The organism is Halopseudomonas litoralis (assembly GCF_900105005.1).
Lineage (GTDB): Bacteria > Pseudomonadota > Gammaproteobacteria > Pseudomonadales > Pseudomonadaceae > Halopseudomonas > Halopseudomonas litoralis.
In genome coordinates this window covers 1,013,858-1,036,632 of the sequence record NZ_LT629748.1, presented here as the reverse complement: position 1 = coordinate 1,036,632, position 22,775 = coordinate 1,013,858, and the positions used below count along the sequence as shown (strand labels likewise).

The following is a 22,775-nucleotide window of genomic DNA, read 5'->3' as shown; positions in this document are numbered from 1 at the left end:
ATGTGCACCCGAATTATCTCTTCAAACTCCACAGACAAGAAGGTCAGTACTTGTACCTTCATGTAGCCGTTCTTGGCTTGAAGTGCTTTTTTTCGAGTTTCGTAATCAACCTTATCTACAATTCCATATCGAACAATGTAATTATTTATGGAAGAGAGTTGCCCGATCATATTGCCATTTTGTCCGGGTACCTCATCGAAACATTTAACCTATCAGTACAGGACGGCAGTCACTTGGCTTGGTACGCCTGGGTATCATTCGTGGCGGTTGCTGTAATACCGGACCTCTGGCGGCTCGCGTCGCAGCTGAAGCTTTGGAGGCAAGGCATAAGCTATAAGGCGCAAAAATCCTACATACTTGAAGGCATCCTCAGCCACAGGCCGCTCGAAAGCTTCCTCTCCACAGCGCTTGCAGCAATGGATGTGGTGATGCTCTCTATGGATGATAGGAAGGTGTATGTGGGTGTAGTGGCTTCTCTTGGAGATCCAAGCGAGTGCCATGGAGGAACAGAAGACGTAGTTTTCCGGCCGATAATCAGCGGATACCGCTGTAAGGACCATTTGAAGGTGACCTTCACTACACACTACAGCGCTGTCGATCAGAATCTCTTCATTATTCTAAAACAAGAAAATATTATTTCAGCGTCGCATTTTGACGACGCCATATATCAGAGGTTTCAGGAAGACCATGCTGAGCGCGATCCTCGAGCAAAGTGTTGCGCCCCTCCTGCAAGCTGATATAACGCTGCAAATACTCCAACTTCTCCCGATCTTCAATCATTCCTCGCCGGATATCCCAAACAGCGCGTCCAGCTGCTCCACTGAGTTCGAGGGAGTCTGCATCGCCCACGCTGCCGGCGCCAACGGTTTCGGACACGATGGCATCATTACGGGCGACGATGACGTCGATGCGCAGCCGGCGGCGCTCATCATCAGCGTTAGAATACAGAGCCTCAAGGCGACGGTTTTCTTTGAGTGCATCGGATAGCTCCTGTGTGTGCTTGGTATCCAGCTCGACCAAGCGCTGGGCCTGTTCCTGCTGTTCAGTTTGCTGTTGCAGGATGACTTGGGCGTTGGCCTCGGCGGTCAGGCGCAGTTGGGTGGCGTGTATAGTTTGTTGCTGGCTGTATCGGGCCTGCCAGTGGTTGCTGGCGACCCACCAGCTGAATAGCGCGCCGACCAGCAGCGCTGCGATGTAGGGCGCGAACGCACGGAGTGCCCCGGTCATGCCAGCGCTCCCCTGCAGTCCGAGTACACCGCTACCAACTCGAGCTCTGTGTGCTGCTCGGCCGCATGCTCCCCTTCGTAGATCTCCAGCAGCTGAGCCAGCTTATGCTCCCGCTGTCCGTACCCTGCCCCGGGCAGGCTGGCCCAGACGGGGGCGGCCTTGGCCACGGCATCTTCGATGCGCCCCTGCCGGATCAGGCGGTAGGCGCCGCACTCCATAAGCAGTTTGATGGCGGCCAGGTCTTGCGCCTCGGGAATGAAGCGTCCCCGGAAGCCGTAGTTGCGTACGATGGCGTCCCAGGTGCGGGCCAAGAACTGGTACCGGCCAGCGGCGCTGGAGGTGATACCGTAGCGCGGCAACTTCACGTATACCCGCGGATGATCACTGTAGTCTTTGAACAGCTTGCCTCCGACGATGACGTTGTAGCCATCATCAGAGTTCTTGATCGTGCTGGTGCCTTCGCTCCAGGCGAGCATATCCAGGAAGGCGAGCACGTTGATCCCGCCGGCCTTTGCTTCGGTGATTACTGGCATGTTTTCTCCAGGCATTAAAACCCGCTATTGCAAAGCTGCAACCAAGAGTCAGATATACAAGATGCCGTCCGTAAAGGGGTCATCGAAGGAATGAGACAACACTCCAAGTTACAGCTTACGCCTTCTAACCCAGCCCCTCAGGATCTCGTAATACCACGCCGAGAAGCCGAAAAGGATGACCCCGCTCGCAGCGACGATAGGACCCTCTATCCAAGCGAAAGACATGAAAATAAGAAACGCGGCCGTTGGAGCGACTATATCTGAGTCAAACCTGAGTTGCTTTCTTAAATGGAGCAATATATTCATCATACTCTCACTAAAGCGAATTGCTGAATTTGAGGTTCAGGACACAGCAGTGCCGGATTTTATTAGATGAACTAGTCCGCACCTGGCTCCATTTTCTTTTCTACCACTTAATACGGGGCTAACAAGCCTCCAGGTTTTATCGCATTATTCTTCATGTTACTGACGTCGGTATTTCTGACAAATACCTGCGCGCCTTCCCCGACGTAAAAATCCACAACAGACCCGCCCCGAGACACGCAAGTATCCAGCCATGCTTTAACCTCTCCGCCACTAAATATGAAATTAATGGAATATTCCTCGCTGCCAGATTCGTCGGTCGAGTCACTAGCTGACGAATTGACCATCCACGTCTGGCTTCCATCCCCAGTGTCAGCGATATTCTTGATATTATTCGGGTAGTCTCCATTGATTCGGATGATACGACCAGCATGATGGATAGAAGAACCGTTGTTATCCCTGCCAGAAAAGCGCCCGTTGTCGTGACCAATGCAGTCAATCTCTACAATATCGGTCGTGCGAATGCCGCTCGTTGTGTAGCTGAATCCGTCGCCGGCTCTAGCCCATGACGCGACACACTGGACCGCGTATAGCCTGCCCAGCCTTCGTAACGTGCCATAACAGGCGTTGGCGTATGAATAAGAAAAACGGCAGCGGTACGTCATACTGTCCGCTTTTGTATCGTCAGTCATATTTGTGCAGCGCAGGGACCGCTGCTTTCCGCCCAAGATATGCACGTTTTCGATGTAGTATTTTGTGGCTCCCGCGTTCAGGCCGTCAACATCCAGCAATACCCGTATGCTTCCGTCCGGGACTCTGCTGTTGTGTGTTTGTACATAGATGACGCCTCCTTCAACAAAGCAAGAGTTGGGCGTCGATTCGACAAGATCAACTGATGATACCGGCGTGAAGGGTATCTCTTCGCCCCACGGGTCAAGATTAGATTTATCATAACCCCATAGCGGCGCGGCAGCAGCGGGAGTGGCTTCAAACACTCCAGCCCTGCCCGAAGTCGGGGACCATAGCAAGTCGCGTGCAGATAAACTTAGCACTGCGGGCACGGGGTCCATGCAAACCAAATTGACGCTTTGAGTCAGTATCGGCATAGCGCCGATGTCCTCATACGTGTACTCCCCACCCGAGATCGTAACATCACACGGTTGGCCCCCAGCATTGACAGCAACCAGCGCAGCACTCACGGTGCGGAACGGCAGCGCTGCGGTGCCGGGGTTGCTGTCATCGCCAGTCGCACGGTCAATATAAATTGATGACACCGCGCTCGCTTTGTAGTCCTGCGGATTTATATCCGTAGTTATGCGACCGCTATGCAGCCCGCGTAAAATTCGGAACCCATAGTCGCGGAATAAGAACCCCTCAGGCGCAGTAACTGCGGTCGTGGGTTCGCTCGACGGGTTGATGTCTATCTGCTGAGTCAAGCTGTCAACGCGTGCGTCTATATCAGCAATCTGACCCGCGTAGTTTTCATCTTCGGGCAGCGCGTCGGGGTAGCGCACGACAAGATGTGAAATCGCCCCCGCATACGCTCGGGTCCATCCCAGCCATACTCTACCTGCCGGCACTGGGGTCGTGAATGTGAGCGTGTGCTCGAATCCTGATGATAAATTAGTGGCAACTGCAAAACCGGAGCCGTCTTCTCGCACAGCCATCCGGAGCTGTAGCTCCTGACCCGCAGTAAATTGCAGCCCAGGGATCGGGCCGGTAGTCGCACCGCCGGACCCGCGATTGCCCGTAGACTGATACATGACTCCTGTGTTGATCCAATAAACACCCAAGAGCGCCGCTGCTGTATCGCCGATCAAGATCAGCGGCCCGGTTGCTGACCCTGCGCTAGTCGGTATCTCAGTAGTGATCGTCTGGCGCATCGTCAAGTCCAGCGCAAAATCTGCGGACCGATGATGACCTACAGACCAGAGCCGGGCCTGTGTAAAGCTGCCGTTGCCGTCTAGCGTCAACGCTCCGCCAACGACATCCCATCCGATCCCCGTCTGTGGTGTCAGAGTCGTCGCGGACACAGGGCCAATCACCTCGCCTTGGACAAATCCGTCCCTGAGCGCAAACCCGTTTATCCTCAGATTTAGAGGGATCGGACCAGCGACTCCCAATCCCGCAACGCTAAACTGGCCCGACTGTAGTATGGCTGTCCCGCTACTGTTAAGGTAAAGATCAAAAACTTGTGGGTCGGCAGTGCTCAGCAGGAAATACTGACCACTCACGGTCTCAGCGATCCCTACAGCCGTTGTGCTATAAGTGTTACTAGCCGCAATTGCTGACGAAGCTGAAGTCTCAGCCCGATCAGCCGCATCTTCTGCCCGCACCACCGCCCCGTCCACCGCAACCACAACACTATCCACCGCCTGTTGCGCAGCCTCCTGCGCAATCTGCTCAGCATCCGCCTCCACCTGCCCAGCCGCCGCCACCGCCCGCGCCGCAGCATCCACCGCCACCGACGTATCACCCGCCCCGGCCCGCTCAGTCCCACGCAGCGTCAGCCGCTCCTCTCCCTTCCGATCCTTGAGTGTGTCAGCTTCGGAGGTGGACCACTCGTCGAAATTCTTGACGTTATCCTCAAAATCCGCAAACGCCATCGAATCAATCGGGTTGCCAGTATTATTCCTGCTCATGTATCAATCTCCAGACAGAGCGAAGCCCACAGCGTCAATGGCCGTGTCTGCGTGTTGTGTTAAGGGTTAGGGTTTAAGCGGGTACGAAGTTGTCGTCGTCGGCGTAGACCCGTTCGTCGTAATTGACGGCGGTGCCGGTGGCTTGGGTGAGGCCGTTGGGTGATACGTCTTGCACCAGGGCCACGTAGCTCCAGCGTTGGGCCGGGCCGAACTGTAGGTGCGTCGGCTCGATGTCCGGTGCTTCGCTGTATGGGATCACGTCGAAGTCGGGGATGTCGATCTGCGCTGTGTACTCATCCACCTGGGTGGCTGGGTACGGTCCCGACAGCTTGCCATCTGGCCGGCGCAAGCCGATGAGGTAGCTCTGGCCTTCTTCCCAGTGCAGCGGCTCGGTGGATTCCAGCAGCGCTTTGCCGTCGCGGTATTCCACGTTTTCAACAAGGGCGCTCTGGCCGTAGCCTGGCACGTCGTCGGTCAGCGAGACGAAGCTCATGTAGCCGCAGTTGAACAGATCCATTTCCGTGGACCAGCTGAACTGCGTGCGACGGTACTGCAGCGCTCGGCGGTGCCGCATGCCGATACGCCAGGCGCGGGTGCGGTCCTTCACGCCCTGCACGCGGATCTTGTCCACGCGCAGGCCCAGGTCACCGGGTAGCCGGCATTTCACCGTCTCCCACTGGTTGGTGTCCGGGTCGATGTACTCCACGTCGACGCCGTCGAAGTCGTCGTGCTTGAACATCTCGGTCGTCTTCACCAGGCCACCGCCGGCCAGGTAGTTCTGCGCGCTGAACATGAAGGCGTCATCGAAGGTAGACCGCGGCTCGTCCCGCACGGGATGGATCAGCCCGCGCTGCACGGTCAGCTCGGCAAAGCCTGCGCCCAGGGCGTCGTTGAGCACCTGCTTGACGGTTCCGTTGTCTTCAATCATATCGTCGTAGTAATCGCCCCGGGCAGACCAGATATCATGCAGGCGCCGGAGCTCGGCCATGTTGATGTCGTCATCGCTGTAGCCCACGCTATGGCACACGTAGCGCACCCAAGGGGCGATGTCCCGCGTGGGGCCAAAGCCGCCATCCATCAGGGGCAGCTTGAGGGTAGTCTTGCCACTGATGCGGTTTTCTACCTGCGCGGCTAAGCGGTCCCCGCCGGCGATGGTCACAGCAGCCAGGGTCACGCCCTCATAGGCGGTCGGCGCCCGGGGGATGCGGCCCTTCAATCCGTACCACTGCACCGCATTAGACGCCCCCACCGAGGTGGACTTGGCGCCAATACGCCGCATGCGCACTTCTGGTCGTACCGGGGCCGGCAGGATCTCCCGCTCAGTGAACCCGATCTGGTCCTGAGTAGCCTGGGTATAGGTCTTGCTGATTCGGGTACCTGGGGCGACGGATCCGAGCTCGCGCCACTCCAGATCGCAGGTAACCGACAGTGACCGCTTGCGGCCCTTGTCGTTGATGTAGATCAGACCGCCCGGGAAGAACACATCCCATTCGATGGCGTCGACCACCTCCCCCTCCGGGCATACGGCGAACCACCCGCACCAGTCGCCCTCCAGGCTGCTGTCATCGAGCGTCAGCACCGCGTCAACGGCAGTAAAGAAGTCAAACCCCGGCCAATCCTCATCGGTCGCCCCGGTATCAGTCAGGCGCTCCACCGCAATACTGTATTCACCGCCAGCGATAATCCGGTACCGCAGGCCGGCGTATCCAATTGCCATGCGCTGGGTGCCGCTCACCAAACCGGTCACCGGCGACCCATCCGCAAAGGTCAGGGTCATCTGCGCGACCACCTCGGGCTGGGCCGCGGTGGTCGCGGTACCGGCCACATAACTGAGCGAGCCGAACACACTGCCGGCCCCGGCACTGACGGTGATGGCCGCGCCGCTGTAGGGCGAATGCTCTGTGAGCCGCACCGCGTCACCCACCTGCCCCGCGCGAATCTGCGCCGGCAGCTGGGCGCTCAGGGCGGCGAGCAAGCCTGTCATATCGCTTACATCTGCTGCCAGGTTGATCGGGAATATCCCGTTGTTGAACAGCACGTTGAACGTTACCGGCGCTGCGGCAAAGTCAAAGGTGGCCGGGGCTGCTGATCCGGTCGCCATGCTCGCGCTGCCGGGATCGGCTGGCACCTCGGGGCTGTACGGCGTGTAAGTGCCAACACGGTACAGCCCTTCGCTCTCCCCGATGATTTCTATCTGCATGCCCGGGAACGGCGCGAGCTGCCCCAGCGGGCCACGGATGCGCATGCCATCCAACACCGTGTAATCCCGGAACTGCTCGATGCGCACGACCGCCCCATTGGTCCAGCCTTCAGGGTACTGACCCGCACCGGTGGGGATGAACACCACATCGTCGGTGAATGTCAGCTCCGACACATCGCGCAGGTCGGGGTCCACATCAAAGGTGGCGCGCAGCTCCAAACCGGCGCTGCCCTTGCTACTGGCGCCCACCTCCGGCGCCTGGTGCCACCATTCGTGCCGCACGTCTGCGCCCAGGTCTGCACCGGGTGAATAGATCGTGGACTGAAAATCCTCACCCAGCGCGATTGCTCGAGTATCGCCAATCAGCAGATCAGCTGAGGTCAGGTCGTAGTCACCCCAGCCGAAACACAGCAGCAGATCAATCTTCTGCTCGGTCGGCGCGGTGAAGTAACGGCGCGGCGGCATGATGATGTCCGGGTAGATGCGGTTGCGACCAGCGGCCACCCGGATCGGCGTATTGATCTTTGCCGAGTTGGTCTTGATGGTCGCTTCGGAAAGGCGATCACCCTGGGACTGGCGGCTGCTGCTGGTTTTCATTGACGGCGTCATGGCGCCAAGCAAGCCACTGAGCGTGCCCAGGAACATGACGTCCAGCACCTTGAACGCACCGCTGAGCAAACCACCTAAGGCCTTGCCCGCGCCACTGCGCGCCGCTGGGTGGATTCGCACGTAATCGTCCGGCCCAAACTCCACTTCCGGCCACTCCGGCGACGGCACTTCTTCACCATTGAGCAACACCACCATCCGGCCAGTCTTCGCCGGATCGCGGTCGGCATAGGTGTCCATGTTGGCCAGCAACCACGCCTCGATGGTCATGCGCTTGCGGGTGCGGTAGGTGGCCAGCGGGGCGCCATCCAAATAGCTGGGGTACATCTCAATCATTGTGATACTCCACCCGTAGATACAGCCGCTCGAACTCGTCCACCCGCATGATGCGGGCGCCGGTCCCCTCATTGGTCTCCAGCACGCGCAAGCCCTCCGGCACCGCCAGCACCACAGCCACATGGATGCACAGCTTGCCGCGAAATACCGAGGCGATCGCGCCGTGCTCTGGCCCGCAGGGGCGCATGGGCGCGGTGCCCTCCCGCCAGCAGCGTGTGATCTCCCGCGGGTTGCGGCAGTTGGCCGCCGGGTACAATGGCAGAAGTGACTTACCGCACAGCAAATGGCGCACCTCGCGCACCTGCCCCCAGCAGTCATAAGCATCCGGCCCGCGAGCACCGACCACATAGGGTGCCTGCAGGTATTGCAGTAATGTGCTCATACCATGTACGTGACGCCGGGGAACTCGTCCGCGGTATAGAAGTGGATGGGCCAACGGCGACCCAGCATGTCGAAGAAACCTGCCTCCAGGCGCACGGTGTTCATGGCCATAGCGGAACTGTGTACCGTAAAGCGCATTGGCCGCTCCAGCGGCGCTGACAAGTCATCGCCGGCATACTTGCGCGCAATCATCACCACCCGCGCACCAGCCTCAATCGCCAAGTCAATCAACTGCTGCGCCTCCCCGCGCACGTTGTCGATCGCGAACCTCATCGTCTGCTGGCCACTGGCGTTTGTTTTGGGTAGCGCAAAGTCAATGCCGCTACCCTCGAACAGCGCCGCCGTGCCGTCTTCCAAACCCAGCACCAGGTCTTCGTATTCATCCACCAGCCGGATCGGCCCGGGCCACGCGTCGCACTGCAGCTCATGGGAAACAATCAATGCCTCCCCGCCGCTGGCATATATCGTGTCAAGGGGTGTCGCCATGTCAGGCCTCCGGCCAGGTGTCGTTCATGAGCCGGTCGAACTTGCCAGCATTCAGGATCCAATCCGGGGCCTGTGCGGCCCAGGGGGCTGGGATCAGGGGGCGTTTGCGGAGCACCACAGTGCAGCTGAAGCGCCAATGGCTGACGCCCACCAACAGCGGGCCGTCGTAAATGCCGACAAACTGAGCCGTGTAATGCTGCATGCCCAAGGGCGTTTTCAGGGGCAGGTCAACCCACTTGGTACCGCTGACCAACACCTGCTCCCACCAAGCCTCGAACAGCTGGGCCTGGGCATCGTTCATGGGCCGGGTGACCACCTCGATGGCGGTCGGGGTTTGGGTGAACTTGCGCCGCGGCCGCGACCGGCCAGACTCCAGCTCGGAGCGCAGTTGCGGGTCTTTGGTCTTCAGGCCGTAGCCGGTACGCTCGAAGCAGGGCAGGCCTGCTGGGTATTGGATCATGGATGCTTTCCTGCACTTTTCTGCGGGCATAAAAAATCCCGCCGAGGCGGGATCTCATAGAAGCTAGCTAAGGGGAGCTTGGCTATCCATTCGCTTCGTGCTATCACTGTCTAAACCAATGGAGAGCGGCCATGCTTAATAACTCTGAAGAACTGTCTCATCAGATCACTGAGATGATCCGTTCAATACCTGTCGGCGGGGAGGGCAGGATCTGCTTCCCGGGTCACGCAGGCCCCGTCCATATCTCAATAACTACATCGAAGGGATGGACCTTCAAATACACTCTCATTCCCGGCATGGACATGGAATTCGTTAAGGGGGAAGACGAGTTTGTCGAAATCTCGATAGACATCGACGACGCCACCGGGCTTAAGCCAGGTGGTTGAACGCTTACCCACCCACCGCCCTCGCACCAATTTTTCGGGCCACCGCTTTGAAGGTTTTCCCCTCGCCCATGAAATCGGCAATCCATAGATCCAGAACCTGTCGCCCGTCCTGATCTACCCAGCTCCGCTTCTGACCAGCCTTGCTCGCGTCCTCGTAAATGTTGACCACTGGCGGTAATCCACCCGCACCTCCACCACCCGTCTGCCCAGCCTCCACCCGGGCAAGCGTGGCATCCAGCTTGGCGCTGGTCTCCGCGGTGGTAACCCGCTCCCCCTTCTCAAGCAGCCAGGTGCCCGTCTGCGGTACCGAGTCGATACCATCGTGGGCCATGCCCATCAGCGAGAACGTGCTCACGGCCGCGGCCAGCGGAGATGTTGCCGCGATAGCACCGGCCATCGCGGCGGGGGCTAATACGGGGCCAACGATGGGGATAGCTGCCGTGCTGGCGAACGCACTGATGCCGGCCTGCATTACACCAGCGTAAGCATTACCGGTCATCGCGGTGGCGGCGCTTGACTGGGCCGTCTTGCCAACCAGCAGCTGAACAGCCTGATAGGCCAGCCATTGCGCAGCCATCTGCCCCAACGCATTCACAACTGAACGCGCCATGCTTTCAGCCATGCCCTGTATGGCTTCGTCCACGGTCTCCGCATCGAACACCATGGATTCAAACGCATCGCCGAACTGGCCGGAGAACTGCTCAACCACGTTGCCAGCCAGCTCGTCAAAACTTGTCAGCGCCTCTTCGGCCCCAGCAAGCCACTTCTCCCAGTAGCTGCCATTAACTTCAATCAGCTGCTCGTTTCGCTCTTCTTCCAGCCGGCGCAACAGCTCGGTCTGGGCCTCGCCGGTGATCTTGGTATTATCCAGAATGATCTGCCGCCGCCGATCGTAGCTGGCGAGTATCGATTCTTCTTCTGTCAGGAGGCTCTCAGCGATCCCCACGGCCTCGGAGTTGATGCGGCCCTGTTCTTCCCGAACCCGCTTGTGCGCTTCGGCTTGGGCGTTCAGGGATTCAACTACGCGCAGAGCGTTGGCCGCCTGGAGCTGCTGTTCCTCCGATGCGCCTTGCGCCGCGAGGGTGTACAACTTCACCTCATCTGATGTCATGCCCCAGGTAGTGGCGGCACGCTCAAGGGCGGTGATCTCGTTGGCGATAGCCTCGAGGCGGGATTTTTCAGCCTGGGCAGCTGCCTTACTGGCATCCGCTGCGACTTTCGTCCTGCGCTCTTCTGCTGCGATTGATTCTTCACGGGCGTCGATTTGCTTTTGAATCGCAACCAGCAGCTCGCCTTCTCCCTCCTCAAGACCCTCGACATAGCCACCAGCTACGCGGGCGGCCAGCCGCTCGGCCTCAGTACTCAGCCCAACCAAAGCCAGACGCTCGACCAACTGGCGGTTGAGTTTCTGGAAAGCCTCAGACGCTTCATTGGCATCATCCGCCAGCGCACCAGCTCCACCGGCCTGCACAATACCGTTCAGCCGCTCAAGGCTGGAATTGATGGCGTCGACCTCAGTGCGAGCGTCATCCACCGCGCCCTCAGCGCGAATCAGATCCGTACCCCACTGTTCCGCCTTTTTGGAATTAGGGAACTGTTCCAGATTCCGGCGCAGCGTGAACGCCTTGGCCTCGGCGGCTTGCATGGTAAGCGTGGCCGACGCCAGCTTCTGGTCATAATCCAGAATGGCTGCGGATGCCTGGGCTGCAGTCAGTTTGTCGAAGCTGCCGCCCAGCTTGGTTATGCGCCCATCCAGCGCTTCGGCTTCCCGCTCGGCCTCGCTGGCCCGAGTTGCAAAGTAGGTCAGTGCACCCGCCGCCAGGATCACTGCCCCCACCGGGCCGCCAACCAGGGCCATGGCCGCAGACGCAGTACGCGCCGCAACCGACAGTGCCGTCAGACGTGCTGCGGTGATGTTCGACACACCTGCCATTTGGGCCAGCGTTGCCTGGTAGCGTATGGACTCCGCAGTCGCCATAGTGAAGGCATAAGCAGATGTTGTCGCAGCACCGGCAACTCGACTTCCGATTACCAAAGCAACTACCGCGCCTGCATCTGCTACAAGGTGCAGATTTTCCGCCCAAGCCTTCAGGTTGCCAGCGTTATCAAAGGGCCGGATTGCGTCGGCCACAGCTACCAAAGCATTCGCGAGTGAGCCGCTCGCCCCTATGCTTTGATCAGTAATCCCTATCAGTGCCAATAAGGAGTTACCGATCTGGCCAACCCCGTCCACTACCGCGGCGGCCATTGCGTCAGACTCAGCCCTGAGCACTTCCAGCTGTGATGTCAGCGCGGTCACAACCTTCTCAGTGGTTAGCAGGCCGTCCTCGGCCATCTTGCGCAACTCAATAGTTGTTACGCCAAGACCATCAGCCAGTGCCTGGACAATACGCCCCCCACTCTGCAGCACGGTGTTCCAGTTATCACCGCGCAGCACGCCGGCTGCCATGGACTTGGACAACGCCTGCATCACCGACTCGGCCTGCTGCCCGCGGGTGGCAGAGATCACGAGCGCGTTGTTCAGGGCATCCGACACCTGCAACTGCTGCTCTGTGCTGTAGCCGAGCTCAGTCAGCGCCATTGCGTTATTCAGGAAAGCTTCGGCTGTCTGGTTGAGCGATGTGTAGGTGCTACGCGCCGTAGTGGCAATGGACCGCATTACGCTATCCGCATCGCCCCCCGGGCCGACCACGTTAGCTACCCGGGCGCTAAGCTCGGACCAGCCGTCTGCATAATCAATAATTTGTTGCGTCGACAGAACTAGGCCAATGGCTCCCGCCATTTTCGCGGCATTACCAGCTATAGACGAGAACGCCTTTTCCGAACTGGCGGAGGCTCCACGCATATCATCATCTACGCGCTTACGCCACTTCTCGGAGGAGCGCTGCGCCTTGTCCATGCCCTGCTCAAAGCCGCCTGTCTTGGCGACTAGATCAAGCGTCAAAACCCCGAGGGATTTGCTTGCCATGATTTTCTCCAGGCAATAAAAAACCCGCCGAAGCGGGTTTGTATGTAATCACTTTTGCTCGCTGAATCTAGTCCAACATCCCTTGCTGTCGGCATACCTGCTCAACTGCAGAGGACCCACCCTTCAAGATGAAAAATTTTCCACTCTGGAGCTTCATGCCCATAAAGGGGCTATAACCGGCATAAGCCCCGTAAGCGTTCTTTGCGTTTACTTTCACGCAGAACGATCCTTCTGCTCCGTACTTCAGATCTTTGAATTTTGCACTGTCTGCATCACGTAGATGCTCGTCTAGCGCGCTTCTGAGGGCTCTCTCATCCTCAGCAGAAAGCTCGGCCGCTTGCAAAAGCATGGGGGCCATTAGAACTCCAAACAGAAAAGCAAGACGCTTCATCATTTGCCAACTCCTTTGATATCCAGTGATACACCATAGCTCCCTTCGCTTCCTTTGCGCCGCCATCCGCCTGCTATTCAGACTGGAAGACGAACTCACTGCTCCCTAATGGGCATCCCTAAACTCCTGGGCCAACCGCGCAAGATATCGCATGATTTTGTCCTCTCGCGCCTTAGCGTGCGCGTTCGGATACAAGACTCCGAGAATGCAGTACAGGTTTTCTTCTAGCTCACCCTGAACATATACGATCGCAGCATCTTTCCGACGAGTGCATTTGCGGTCGTCCTGAGGCAAGTTTTCGGGAAAGGTCTCGGGGGGCAGCTTCAGGTGGATATGCATCAGATGAGCCTTATACGCCGAGTAAGGCTGGGTATACGAGGCATCCCGCCCAAAGGTCGAAGGTAGCTCACCGTGCGCTTTGTAGCTAAAAAAGTCAGCCTTCAGATCTTCCGCCAAGTTCGGGAAGTCTTTCAGCGGCTCCAAAAAAAACTCTTCAAAAGTGCGCGGGTGGTATTCGACGATGATCCCTGACATTAAGCATTCGCCAGCTCAACTAACCGACGAGTCGTGTGATCGGCCAAAGATCTGAGCCCCTCACCGCTCGCACGCGCGGCAACCACCTTGGGCTCCGTGTACGCCTGCCAAGCTAAGCTGTAGAATGCTGCCACCCGAGAACGCCCCTTAGCAATTGCTCTGCGCACTTGCATATGGAGATCCATGAGCTCCGCTGGTACGTCTGCTCCCTTTAAACCGACCTCCACGCCACGCAGGTTCTTAAGGAGCTCTTCAAGAGTACCCAGGTCATCAGGAGAGACGAATGCACGAATATCGGTATTGGTCGCCCTTTTGACGAGAGATGTATAGGTCGCTTCCAGAGCTCGGGCGTCTGAGATAACAGAATGGATGTTGTCAGCCACCCGTTGCAGATCCTGGTGACGCTCATTGCGCGCTACCGGCTCGCTCGGGGCGGCAGCACCGACGGCAGAATCATAGCCAACCATAAGCCCCAGTGCAGCTGTAATCACTGCTGGCGTTGCTTTGCTCATAGATGGTTCTCCAAATGAAAATCTCATGGCGCCCACTCATCAGGGCCCTATACACATCCGACACCGTCCGCTTGGTGATCGTTGCGCCGAAACGGGAAATGCCTGCTTAGGAAGCAGGCATTGATTTGTTTCGGATAATGATTATGTCGACTTCCGACACAGGTTTCAACAGATCATTGACTATGTGCTCGTTACGGCGTATGCGCGCCCGGTCGATGATATGCCTACCCCCACGTCGCCATCGCCTGCTCCAACGTCAGCTCAGGCTGGTCATGATGCGGCGCGAAGTCGTGGAGCTGGAAGGCGGCGGTGTCCTTGCCCTTATGGGTGTTCGCGTACAGGGTAGCCAGTAGAGCTGATCCGCGCTCGACCCGCAGCCCCAGGTTCAAGCTGCCCCGCTTTCGGCGGTACCGGGACCAGCGGATGAACTCTGGCAAACTGATGCGCTGCTGGGCCTCGGCGATGGTGCGGCCGCCGATGCCGCACATTACCAGTTCATGCCAGAGCTCATCCTCGTCGGTCAGCTCGTCGTCTTTCCCAGGCCGTTGACCTCGCCGATGACAGCAAGCAGGGCCATGGTCAGGTTGCCATCCAGCGGGCCGCGCTCGGGGTCGGCTTCGCCGGTGATGTCCTCGGGGGTGAACACTGGCTTGCCCTCGGCATCGCAGATGCTGGCCGCAATGCGCCCGGCCACCGCGTCACCCTTGCCGCCCATGGCCAGCAGGTCTGACTTGGCCGACAGGTACGACAGTGGCCGCACAAAGACGGTCGCGGTCAGCTGCTTATCGCCCTGCTCCCAGGTGATCTCACGCTTAACCGGGGCGCCGGTGAAGGCGCCCATTTCTTTCAGGGAATCGATGCTCAGGTTCACGGGGTCACCACCTTGCGAATCCACGCGCTACCGCCGCTGCGCTGAATGGTGGCCGCCGTGGTAACAACGGTGTTGGCCGCGAAGTCGAACGGGAAGTCCGAGACGTAGCCGCGGAACACGAACCAGGTGCGGTCGCTCGGCAATTCGAAGTCATCACCATCGGTGCTGACAGTCGGCGCAAGGCCCTTGCCATCGGACCAGCCAACAGCCCAGGCCAGGTCTTCAATGCTGTCATCTTCGCTCAGCTCATGCAGCCGTACGTGGGACGGGTTGCGCGGGTCGGCGTTGATGGTCAGCGAAGCTTGGCCAGGGGTGCGAAGCCCGCGCAGGTAGCTGCGCACGGTGTCGCTCAAGCAGGTGGTTTCAATCTGGTCGGCGGGGTTGCCGCCAGGGGTGAACGCGGTAGCGCATTCGATTTCCAGCACTTCCATGACCGACGGATCGGCCGCACTGGGGGCCAGCACGTAAACCTCTGTGCCTTGGGTGAGCATTGCCATAGGATATTTCCTCGCGGGTTTTGGGTACAAAAAACCCGCCTTAGCGGGTTGGGTTGGGGTTGGTTCTGCTATCGCTCGACGTGCCAGTCGATATCGAAACTCACGCGGTAACTGCCGGTCTCGGTGTCCCGGCCATCGCCGCGCCAGGCGGTGATGTAGGCGTGGGGTTCAATGGCGTTACGCAGGGCATTGGCTACCGCCGTTGCCGAGCTGCCGGTCTTGGCCCACACGTCCACCTGCAGGGCGATGCGGTCTATGTCGGGGCGGTTGCCGAGGTAGTTCTCTGGTGCACCGCCGATGCCCTGCCAAGTGGCGTATGGGTATTCCACCCCTTCCGGTGCTTCTCCGAACGGGAACAAGCGTACCGGGTCGGTACCGAGTAGCGCGGTCACTACTGGGTCAGCGGCAGCAACAGTAAAGATCGGTGGCGTCATGCTGACCCTCCAGTCTTGGCAGCGCGTTTGATGGCCCGATCGAGCGACTTCTCGAACTCGCGCACGAAGGTGTCGGTCGCCAGGCCGATGTTGTTTTCCAGAGCTGGGCGCATGAAGGGTTGGGCGCGCATCTTCTCGGTACCCAGCTCCAGCAGCCGCCAGTGCGGCGTGGGGCCGTTGACGCCTGGGTCGGGGTTGCCCTTCTCACGGATGACGGCGCCGTGCTGCACACCCACCCGGAACGCTGGGTCTCCAGTGCGCTTGAAGTGGCGACCGTTCCAACGCTCCTTGATGTTGGCCGCGATCTGTCTGCCGGTAGAGGGATCGTCCAGACCTTCCGCGTTGCGCTTGGCCGCGTCTCGGATCGCCTGCGCCGCCTTGCGCAACGCGAACCGACCGCCCTTGCGCTTGGTGTCGTAGGTGACTGCGTTGAGGGTGGCGATCAGCTCATCCACGCCGGTGAGGCTGAATTGGATTCCGTCAGCCATCACGTACCCCCTCGCTGACGGGCAGCGTCAGATATTCCCGGCCGCTTTTGGTATCGGGCAACACGCCGTGAATGCTGTACACCTTGCCCCGGTACAGAATGCGCATGGTGGGCAGCACCCCTTCCCGGTACCGGATGACGATGCGTCCAGTAACCTCAGACTGCGCCGCCTTGGCCGCAATGAAATCCCGGGCCGATAGCGGCTCGATCCGAGCCATGGGCCGGGCCCAGTCAATCCAGCCGGGCACCACTTCCCCCGTTACCGGGTCTTGCACCTGCACCCGCTGTTGTAGGGTGATGCGATGCCGGAGCGGTCCATTGCGCATGTCACACCCCCAGCCCGACGCGGTAGAAGTGCAGCAGCCTTTCGACTGTCGGGTTTCGTGCGACGATGGTACCGGTGATAATGCCCTCCCGGTTCTCGTGCAGGTCCCCAACAATCAGCAGGATGGCCGCACGCACCGAAGGCGGGAACACTTCATTCCCCTGCTCATCAACCCAGGGTATGGGACGGTTGATGTACTGGCTGGCATTGTCGATCGCCGCGGCCAGCATGCCTTCCAGCTCGCGGTCGGTATCGGCGTCAGGCTCCGGATCCAGCCGCAGGTGAATCTTCACGTCACTGAGCAAGATCGGCATGCGGTCACCTTCCTATATCACGCGGTCAATTGGCCCGGCTTCGGGTCGTCAGCTTTCGTGGTTGGCTGCTTGGGCGCGGCAGGTTTCTTGCGGGCCGCGGGTTTCTTCGTGGGCGCGGGCTTGATGGCTGCTGCAGGCTCGCCGCCCTTGATACGGACCAGACCGGCCCGGGCCAACGCTGCTGCATCTTTCTCGCTGGTAGGCCATTCGGAGTGGCGGGCGCGGCTTTCACCGTTATGGGTGAAAGAGTGAAGCGCAATCACTTTGGGCATGATTCTGTCTCCAGGTAGAGAGCGGGGCTTTCGCCCCGCTGGATGTTACGCCGCGGGTTCCGGCTGCACCGGCAGACCATCGAAGTCACCTTTGACGAACGCTTCCGGGCGATAGACCGACAGGCCAACCCGCTCTTCACAGAGGATGGTGACCATGTTCTTCACGAAGTTGTCGCGGTCTTCGGTGGAGACGGTGACCGATACATCCTCGCGGTCCCAGCCTTGCGCGCCCTGCTGGAAGCTGCCAACGAGGTACTCACCCGCGGCCAGGGATTTAGTCGGCACCACGGGGCGACCCCACAGGCCCGGCACAGCCAACCCGGTCGGGGTGGTGAACAGGTACTGGTTATCCGCCGTCTTGGTCAGCTCAATCATTGCCCAGTCGATCGGGCTGAGCACGATGCCATCGGCTTCGTATTCGGCCAGGGTGACCTGCAGCAGGGCAATGCGCAGACGGTCGATGGCAGTTTCTGCCTGCACCGTTACGCCGGGGTTGGCGAATACTGATGCCTGGGTGTACAGGCCGTTCAGGTTCAAGCCGACGCCGGAGCCCTTGAGCAGCTGCGCTTCTTCCTTGAGCTTGAGGCCATAACGCAGGCGGCCGTCGATGTAGCTTTGCAGCATGGGGATGTCCGACAACACCTGACGGGATGCGCGCACCCAGTGGGCAATGGTCGCTACCGGATCGGTATCCAGCTCGAACGTCAGATCCGATTCCGGCTTGGGATCGACCGGGTTCTCAGCTACTACGTTTGCGTTGTTGGTGAAGCCGGTTTCGCGCACGTACTCGATGGAGTTCGAGGTGGTGCGGCCCCAGCTGAGCAGATCCCGTACGAACAGGCGCTGCTGGGTCGGGTTGATAAGACCAACACGGGTCGGCTCACCGAGGTTGCCGGCGCTGCTGTCCAGGTTGGTGATGGCTGCTTTGACCGGTGCGGTGAAGCTGCCTTTGTTGCCGACGGCAGCACGGGCGGCAAACTCTGCCATCCCTTCGGATTCAACGAAGGACTGGCCCATGGACTTGGGCGCTTCACGGCCACCGCCTTCTTCCATCTTAACCATGTGCTGTTCGGCAGCCTGCAGCCGCGCCTGCAGTTCACCCTGGGTGATCAGCAGCTTGTCGACGCTGGCTTTGGTTTCTTCCGACATTTTGCTGTGAGCCTTGATTTCCTTCTCGGACGATTCCGCTTGGGCCCGCAACTGATCGCCGACCTGCTTCAGGCTGGCGTTGATGGCCTTGATGCTTTCTTCAACTTCGGACATGGATATGTCTCCTAACGATTTAGCAGTGACGCCGCAAGTGCGGCAGTTTCTTGCAGGGCCTTGGCCGCTGCTTTGTCGGTGGCGTCACGCTCACCGTTACCGGACGCATCACGCAGCCCGGCCTTGAACTCGGATATGAGGCGCATGGCCTCGGAGCGTGGCATGCCGGAAGCACGCAGCGCGTTTTCAACTCGTCGGACGGCCAGCGAGGCCGGGTGAGATCCGCCATCCTCGATCTGGTCAGAGGCCAGTAGATCATCAGCAAAGCCCTGGTCTACAGCAGCACTGCCGCCAATCCAGCTTTCGGCGTCCATCAGCTTCTGCATGGCCGCGGCATCTGCACCCGTGCGGGCGGCGTAGATGTCTGCCATGGTGGCGTCGAAGGGCTCCAGGTAGTCGGCGAACTCACGCAGCTCATGGCGGTTGCCCGGTACCCAGATCCAAGCGTTGTGGATCATCAGGAAGCCAGCGCGGGCAACACGCACCTCATCCCCGCCCATGCCAATGACCGAGGCGGCGCTGGCAGCCACGCCCAACACATTGATTGTGACGTGGCCGGGGTGCTCTCGCAGCATGTTGTAGATGGCCATGCCAGTGAACATGTCGCCACCAGGGCTATTGATATTCACCGTTACGTCGCGGTTGCCAATGGACCTGAGTTCAGCGGCGATACGCTTATCGGTCACGCCTTCGCCTGTCCAGTAATCTTCACCGATCACGTCGAAGACGTTGATGGTTGGCTCATCGGTGGCCGCTGCACGAATGCTGGGGTTCCACAAATCCAGCGCCTTGGGCGATAGGTCGAAGCGCATCCCGTTACGGGGTCGCCGCACGTTCGCGGCCGGCATGGTTCTACGAGGCATTGTTGTTCCCCTGGGACTGGCCCAATTGGTCGATTGGCATCATTGCGGAGTTGACCATCAACTTGTCTGCGTTCCCGCCTTTAGGCGGCAGGTTCTCTTTGGCGCGGCCTTCGTCCAGCGTCATCAGGCCTTTCTCGGTCATGGTGCCGAGGTAGGCGGCGCGGCCAGCACTGTCGGTGCGCAGCAGCCCTTCCACGTTGAACTCGGCGTAGTAGCGCAGCTGGTCGACCGGGCTGAGCAGATCCTTGTTGATGGCCTGCTCGATGCGGGTCAGCCAAGGGCGCAGGGTGAAGGTCAGGAAGCCGATAAGCTGTTGCTCAATACCGGTACCCCAGCTGGTGGACTTCTCGCTGTGACCAACCATGAACGGCGGTACCCGGAACCAGCGGCAGATCTCTTCAACGCTGAATGCGCGGGACTCCAACAGCTGTGCATCCTTGGGGTTGATCCCGATGGTCTTGGCATCCATGCCGCCTTCCAGCAGCGGTGACTTGCCGGCGTTGATGGCGCCGGACACGTCCTGAAGGTTCTTGCGGAATTCTTGGCGCTGCTCAGGCTTGAGCACCTGCTGCATCGTGAAAGCCACGGTGGGGGATAAGCCACGCTCCCACGTGGTGTTTGCGGCATTACTGGCCGCCAGGGCCGAGCCGAACACCTGGGCGCCGAACTCAATGGTCGACAGTCCCCAGTTGCCGTCTGCGGTGAATCCAGGAATGCGGAATATGTTCTTCTCCGGGATTACTCGTTGGGTGCCATCCCCTTCGGTGTAGCGGTAGATACGCTTGCCTTTGCTGTCGCGGCTGATGCTGAGGCGCCGAGGCGATAGGAACACCAGGGCAATCAGCCGGTCGCCAATCCATTTCATCTCAGCAAAGCCATTACCACGGAGCAGCATGGACAGGATGACCGCTTCCCAGAACACGGCGGCGGTACTGTCCGCGTTCGGGCGGCTGTGGATCAGCGTGTAGATCGGGTGGTGGCTGGCCGACTGGCGGCCTGTGCTGGTGCGCTCGTAAAGGCTGATCGGTAGCGTTGAGATGGTTTCGGCAATCAACCGGGCGCAGGCCCAGACGGCGGACAGCTGCATTACCGTGCGCTCGTTGACCTCTTGGCCGGCGACGTTGGCACCGAAGTGAGCCCAGAATGCTTCGTCGGTCAAGCCGACCGGCACACCGAGCCACCCCAACACTGCCGCCTTGACCCGGCCCGGTTTCTTCTGCTGATTCTTCATACGATGATCGGGTCCATTAAGAAGGCTGCTATGTCCGCTACTGGCTCGTGTTCACCGGCAGCTCCCACCGCCATCGCCAACGCCACGATGCCGTCGATACGGCCCGTGCTTTTTCGTTTGGCGAAGATGCGGTTGTCTTTCTGGTCGGCTTCAAGCACGGCGCCGGCGGCGTTCCAGCGCAGGCAAGGGTTGGGTTTGATCTCGATCTGCTGGCCGGTGAGAGCCGCTTCGAGCAGTTCAATAGAGCGCGGCATCCACAGTCCCGACTGCTGCGATTTGTAGTAGCCCTGGCCGTGGGATATCAGTTCAATCTGCACCCCTTCGGCGTCCAGCTCCGGTTCCATGTACTTGATGCGGTACGGGTCAAAGGCGAGACCCTGTATCTGGAACATCTGCGTCAGCTCACCAATACGCGAGGCGACGAAGCCGTAGTCCACCGCCATGCCCGGCGGGGCGTGGATGTGGCCGTTGCGCAGCCATGCGTCATACGGCACGCGGTCGGTGCGGGCCCGGTCTTGCAGCGAGTCGCCCGGCGTCCAGAACTCGACGAAGGCTTTGCGCTGGCGGGGGAAGTACAGCGCCAAGGCTGTCAGGTCTCTGGAGCCGGACAAGTCCAAGCCGCCGTAGCACTCTTCACCCAGCAGTTCCTCGAGTTCGAATTCGCTTTCGCAGCGCATCCACAGTGGGCCGGAGATCCATGGGTTCTCGGCATCTACCCACTGGCAGAAGTTCAGCCGGCGGACGGTGGATTCTTTCGACGGCATGCCCCGGGCTTCGGTGACCTGCTCGCGCAGGTACTTGTAACCGGGCACACCGCCGTTGGCGTCGCCGGGCTTGCCGAACGCCAGACTGGGGTTGACCTTGTGCCAGCAGCCCTCATCCTTGAACGGGTCATCATCCGGGTCCAGGCTGCAGACGAAGGCGAAGAAGCTATCGTCGAGCTTGGTACCGGCGCTGACCGCCTGGCCGTATTCGTGGTACTCGTAGCAGATGGTGGTTTTGTCGTGGCCGCTGTTGGTGATCATCACGATCAGCGCTTGCCGGCGGGACTTGGTGCCCGCCCGCATCATGTCCACTACCATGCGGCCCTTGTGTTCGTGAATCTCGTCCAGCAGCGCCACGTGCGGGCGTGGGCCAGACTGGCCATCGTCGGCACTGATCGCCCGGAAGAAACTGCCACTGTCGGGGTGCGCGAGGTTCCACACCTTCTCTCCGCGCCCGGTCTTGTCTATGCGGTCAGCCAGCAGTTGCGACTGGTCGACCATCGAGACCGCGTCGCGGAACAGGATCATGGCCTGGTCTTTCTTGGTGGCCGCGGCGTAGATCTCCGCCCGCGCTTCGCCGTCGCTGGTCATGCCGTACAGGCCGATGCCGGCCACCAGCGGTGATTTGCCGGAGCCCTTGGCGGTCTCGATGTAGGCAGTACGAAAGCGGCGGTACCCGTCGGCGCTCTTCCAGCCGAACAGGCTTCCGATGATGAATGCCTGCCAGGGCAGCAGGATGAACGGCTGGCCCTCGAACTCGCCGCCGTTCAGACAGAGCACTTCTTCGTAATAGCCCAGGGCGCGGTTGGCTGAGCCCACATCCCAGATCAGGCCTCGGTCACCGCCGGTATCCAGGTCGTTCAGGTGACGCTGGCAGGCGTTGCGGATATCAGGGCCGGCGATGATGCGGCCGGCAAGTACATCTTGGGCATAGGCAGTCGCGCGATCAGAAGTACTTGTCGACGATTTGCTTTTGCTCATTGGGGAACAACTCACCTTGCGGCGCTACTACGGCGCGCAGGGCGCGGCGGGCCATCGGCGAAAAGCCGAACTTGGCCCCCGCTGCGTCTGCACGTCGCTCAGCGTCATTGCGCAATTTGCGCCAGATAGACAGGTCTTTGGCTCCCGTCTTGTATGTCTGCACATCACCCCGGTCAGGACTGACGAGGCTTTCGTTCAGCTCGCGGATCTTCAAGGTCCAGCGTCGGTAGTCGCTCACGGCCTCGCAGTACTGCGCCAGGGCCTGGCGGTCCAGGCCGCTGATCAGGCCCAGCTTGAGCAGGTCAGGCACTACCCGATCCCACTCCACCTGAGCATCAGCATCCAGCCAGTCAGGCATTGCCGGTGCCTCTGCCTCCAGCTGCGTCTGCCGAACCTCTGCTTCCAGCGCAGCAGCGTTCTTCTTGCTGGGGTTGCCGCGCAGCATGTGCACGACCGCCGGCTTGGGCGGGCGGCCCGAATTGCTGTTGCCAGCCATAGTCATTCACTC

General features: G+C 59.9%; 25 protein-coding genes. 1 reads left to right on the top strand and 24 read right to left on the bottom strand.

Annotation, left to right across the window (positions count from 1 at the left end; translation table 11 throughout):
* Nucleotides 1-633: 633 nt before the first annotated feature.
* The 7 genes from BLU11_RS05135 to BLU11_RS05105 form a co-directional block, all read right to left on the bottom strand.
* Nucleotides 634-1,227 (bottom strand): lysis system i-spanin subunit Rz, encoded by a 594-nt coding sequence (locus tag BLU11_RS05135; protein WP_090272356.1) that lies wholly within the window; start codon nt 1,225-1,227, stop codon nt 634-636.
* Complete coding sequence (locus BLU11_RS05130) at nt 1,224-1,760, bottom strand: glycoside hydrolase family 24 protein (RefSeq protein ID WP_090272355.1); 537 nt, start codon at nt 1,758-1,760, stop codon at nt 1,224-1,226. Before BLU11_RS05130 ends, BLU11_RS05135 begins: the two co-directional genes overlap by 4 nt.
* Before the next feature lie 413 nt (nt 1,761-2,173).
* Nucleotides 2,174-4,705 carry a DUF1565 domain-containing protein gene (locus BLU11_RS05120; protein WP_090272353.1) on the bottom strand — a complete coding sequence of 844 codons (2,532 nt, stop codon included), beginning with the start codon at nt 4,703-4,705 and terminating at the stop codon, nt 2,174-2,176.
* Between the two features lie 73 nt (nt 4,706-4,778).
* A complete protein-coding gene (locus BLU11_RS05115) occupies nt 4,779-7,847 on the bottom strand; it encodes a host specificity factor TipJ family phage tail protein (RefSeq protein ID WP_157718560.1) in 3,069 nt (1,022 codons plus the stop codon).
* Entirely contained in the window at nt 7,840-8,229 is a 390-nt protein-coding gene (locus tag BLU11_RS19205; protein ID WP_157718559.1) for a hypothetical protein, read from the bottom strand. The genes BLU11_RS05115 and BLU11_RS19205 overlap by 8 nt, the downstream gene beginning before the upstream one ends.
* Nucleotides 8,226-8,714, bottom strand: a complete 489-nt coding sequence (locus tag BLU11_RS05110; RefSeq protein ID WP_090272351.1) for a DUF1833 family protein — start codon at nt 8,712-8,714, stop codon at nt 8,226-8,228. Before BLU11_RS05110 ends, BLU11_RS19205 begins: the two co-directional genes overlap by 4 nt.
* Before the next feature lies 1 nt (nt 8,715).
* Complete coding sequence (locus BLU11_RS05105) at nt 8,716-9,174, bottom strand: hypothetical protein (protein ID WP_090272350.1); 459 nt, start codon at nt 9,172-9,174, stop codon at nt 8,716-8,718.
* 131 nt (nt 9,175-9,305) lie between these two features.
* Between BLU11_RS05105 and BLU11_RS05100 the strand changes: the two genes are divergently transcribed.
* Nucleotides 9,306-9,560, top strand: coding sequence for a hypothetical protein (locus tag BLU11_RS05100; protein WP_090272349.1), 255 nt, complete (start codon nt 9,306-9,308; stop codon nt 9,558-9,560).
* A gap of 4 nt (nt 9,561-9,564) precedes the next feature.
* Here BLU11_RS05100 and BLU11_RS05095 read toward each other — a convergent pair whose 3' ends face one another.
* The 17 genes from BLU11_RS05095 to BLU11_RS05015 form a co-directional block, all read right to left on the bottom strand.
* On the bottom strand, nt 9,565-12,528 hold the full coding sequence (locus BLU11_RS05095; RefSeq protein WP_090272348.1) for a tape measure protein: 2,964 nt from the start codon (nt 12,526-12,528) through the stop codon (nt 9,565-9,567).
* 67 nt (nt 12,529-12,595) lie between these two features.
* Complete coding sequence (locus BLU11_RS05090; protein ID WP_090272347.1) at nt 12,596-12,922, bottom strand: hypothetical protein; 327 nt, start codon at nt 12,920-12,922, stop codon at nt 12,596-12,598.
* 102 nt (nt 12,923-13,024) lie between these two features.
* Nucleotides 13,025-13,453: a type II toxin-antitoxin system YafO family toxin gene (locus BLU11_RS05085; RefSeq protein WP_090272346.1), complete on the bottom strand. Its 429-nt coding sequence runs from the start codon at nt 13,451-13,453 to the stop codon at nt 13,025-13,027.
* Nucleotides 13,453-13,965: a hypothetical protein gene (locus BLU11_RS05080; protein ID WP_090272345.1), complete on the bottom strand. Its 513-nt coding sequence runs from the start codon at nt 13,963-13,965 to the stop codon at nt 13,453-13,455. Before BLU11_RS05080 ends, BLU11_RS05085 begins: the two co-directional genes overlap by 1 nt.
* 224 nt (nt 13,966-14,189) lie before the next feature.
* Nucleotides 14,190-14,453, bottom strand: coding sequence for a phage tail assembly protein T (locus BLU11_RS05075; protein ID WP_090272344.1), 264 nt, complete (start codon nt 14,451-14,453; stop codon nt 14,190-14,192).
* Nucleotides 14,454-14,485: 32 nt separating this feature from the next.
* On the bottom strand, nt 14,486-14,836 hold the full coding sequence (locus BLU11_RS05070) for a phage tail assembly chaperone family protein, TAC (RefSeq protein ID WP_090272343.1): 351 nt from the start codon (nt 14,834-14,836) through the stop codon (nt 14,486-14,488).
* Complete coding sequence (locus BLU11_RS05065) at nt 14,833-15,333, bottom strand: phage tail tube protein (protein ID WP_090272342.1); 501 nt, start codon at nt 15,331-15,333, stop codon at nt 14,833-14,835. The genes BLU11_RS05070 and BLU11_RS05065 overlap by 4 nt, the downstream gene beginning before the upstream one ends.
* 68 nt (nt 15,334-15,401) lie before the next feature.
* Nucleotides 15,402-15,767, bottom strand: coding sequence for a DUF3168 domain-containing protein (locus tag BLU11_RS05060; RefSeq protein ID WP_090272341.1), 366 nt, complete (start codon nt 15,765-15,767; stop codon nt 15,402-15,404).
* Nucleotides 15,764-16,255, bottom strand: coding sequence for an HK97-gp10 family putative phage morphogenesis protein (locus tag BLU11_RS05055; protein ID WP_090272340.1), 492 nt, complete (start codon nt 16,253-16,255; stop codon nt 15,764-15,766). The genes BLU11_RS05060 and BLU11_RS05055 overlap by 4 nt, the downstream gene beginning before the upstream one ends.
* On the bottom strand, nt 16,248-16,580 hold the full coding sequence (locus BLU11_RS05050) for a phage head closure protein (RefSeq protein ID WP_090272339.1): 333 nt from the start codon (nt 16,578-16,580) through the stop codon (nt 16,248-16,250). Before BLU11_RS05050 ends, BLU11_RS05055 begins: the two co-directional genes overlap by 8 nt.
* 1 nt (nt 16,581) lies before the next feature.
* Entirely contained in the window at nt 16,582-16,893 is a 312-nt protein-coding gene (locus tag BLU11_RS05045) for a head-tail connector protein (protein ID WP_090272338.1), read from the bottom strand.
* Nucleotides 16,894-16,910: 17 nt separating this feature from the next.
* Nucleotides 16,911-17,165: a hypothetical protein gene (locus tag BLU11_RS05040; RefSeq protein WP_090272337.1), complete on the bottom strand. Its 255-nt coding sequence runs from the start codon at nt 17,163-17,165 to the stop codon at nt 16,911-16,913.
* 45 nt (nt 17,166-17,210) lie between these two features.
* On the bottom strand, nt 17,211-18,428 hold the full coding sequence (locus BLU11_RS05035) for a phage major capsid protein (protein ID WP_090272336.1): 1,218 nt from the start codon (nt 18,426-18,428) through the stop codon (nt 17,211-17,213).
* 11 nt (nt 18,429-18,439) lie between these two features.
* Nucleotides 18,440-19,291 carry a head maturation protease, ClpP-related gene (locus BLU11_RS05030; RefSeq protein ID WP_090272335.1) on the bottom strand — a complete coding sequence of 284 codons (852 nt, stop codon included), beginning with the start codon at nt 19,289-19,291 and terminating at the stop codon, nt 18,440-18,442.
* Nucleotides 19,281-20,522, bottom strand: a complete 1,242-nt coding sequence (locus BLU11_RS05025; protein WP_090272334.1) for a phage portal protein — start codon at nt 20,520-20,522, stop codon at nt 19,281-19,283. Before BLU11_RS05025 ends, BLU11_RS05030 begins: the two co-directional genes overlap by 11 nt.
* Nucleotides 20,519-22,267, bottom strand: a complete 1,749-nt coding sequence (locus BLU11_RS05020; protein ID WP_090272333.1) for a terminase large subunit — start codon at nt 22,265-22,267, stop codon at nt 20,519-20,521. The genes BLU11_RS05025 and BLU11_RS05020 overlap by 4 nt, the downstream gene beginning before the upstream one ends.
* Nucleotides 22,233-22,763 (bottom strand): phage terminase small subunit P27 family, encoded by a 531-nt coding sequence (locus BLU11_RS05015; protein WP_090272332.1) that lies wholly within the window; start codon nt 22,761-22,763, stop codon nt 22,233-22,235. The genes BLU11_RS05020 and BLU11_RS05015 overlap by 35 nt, the downstream gene beginning before the upstream one ends.
* Nucleotides 22,764-22,775: the final 12 nt, after the last annotated feature.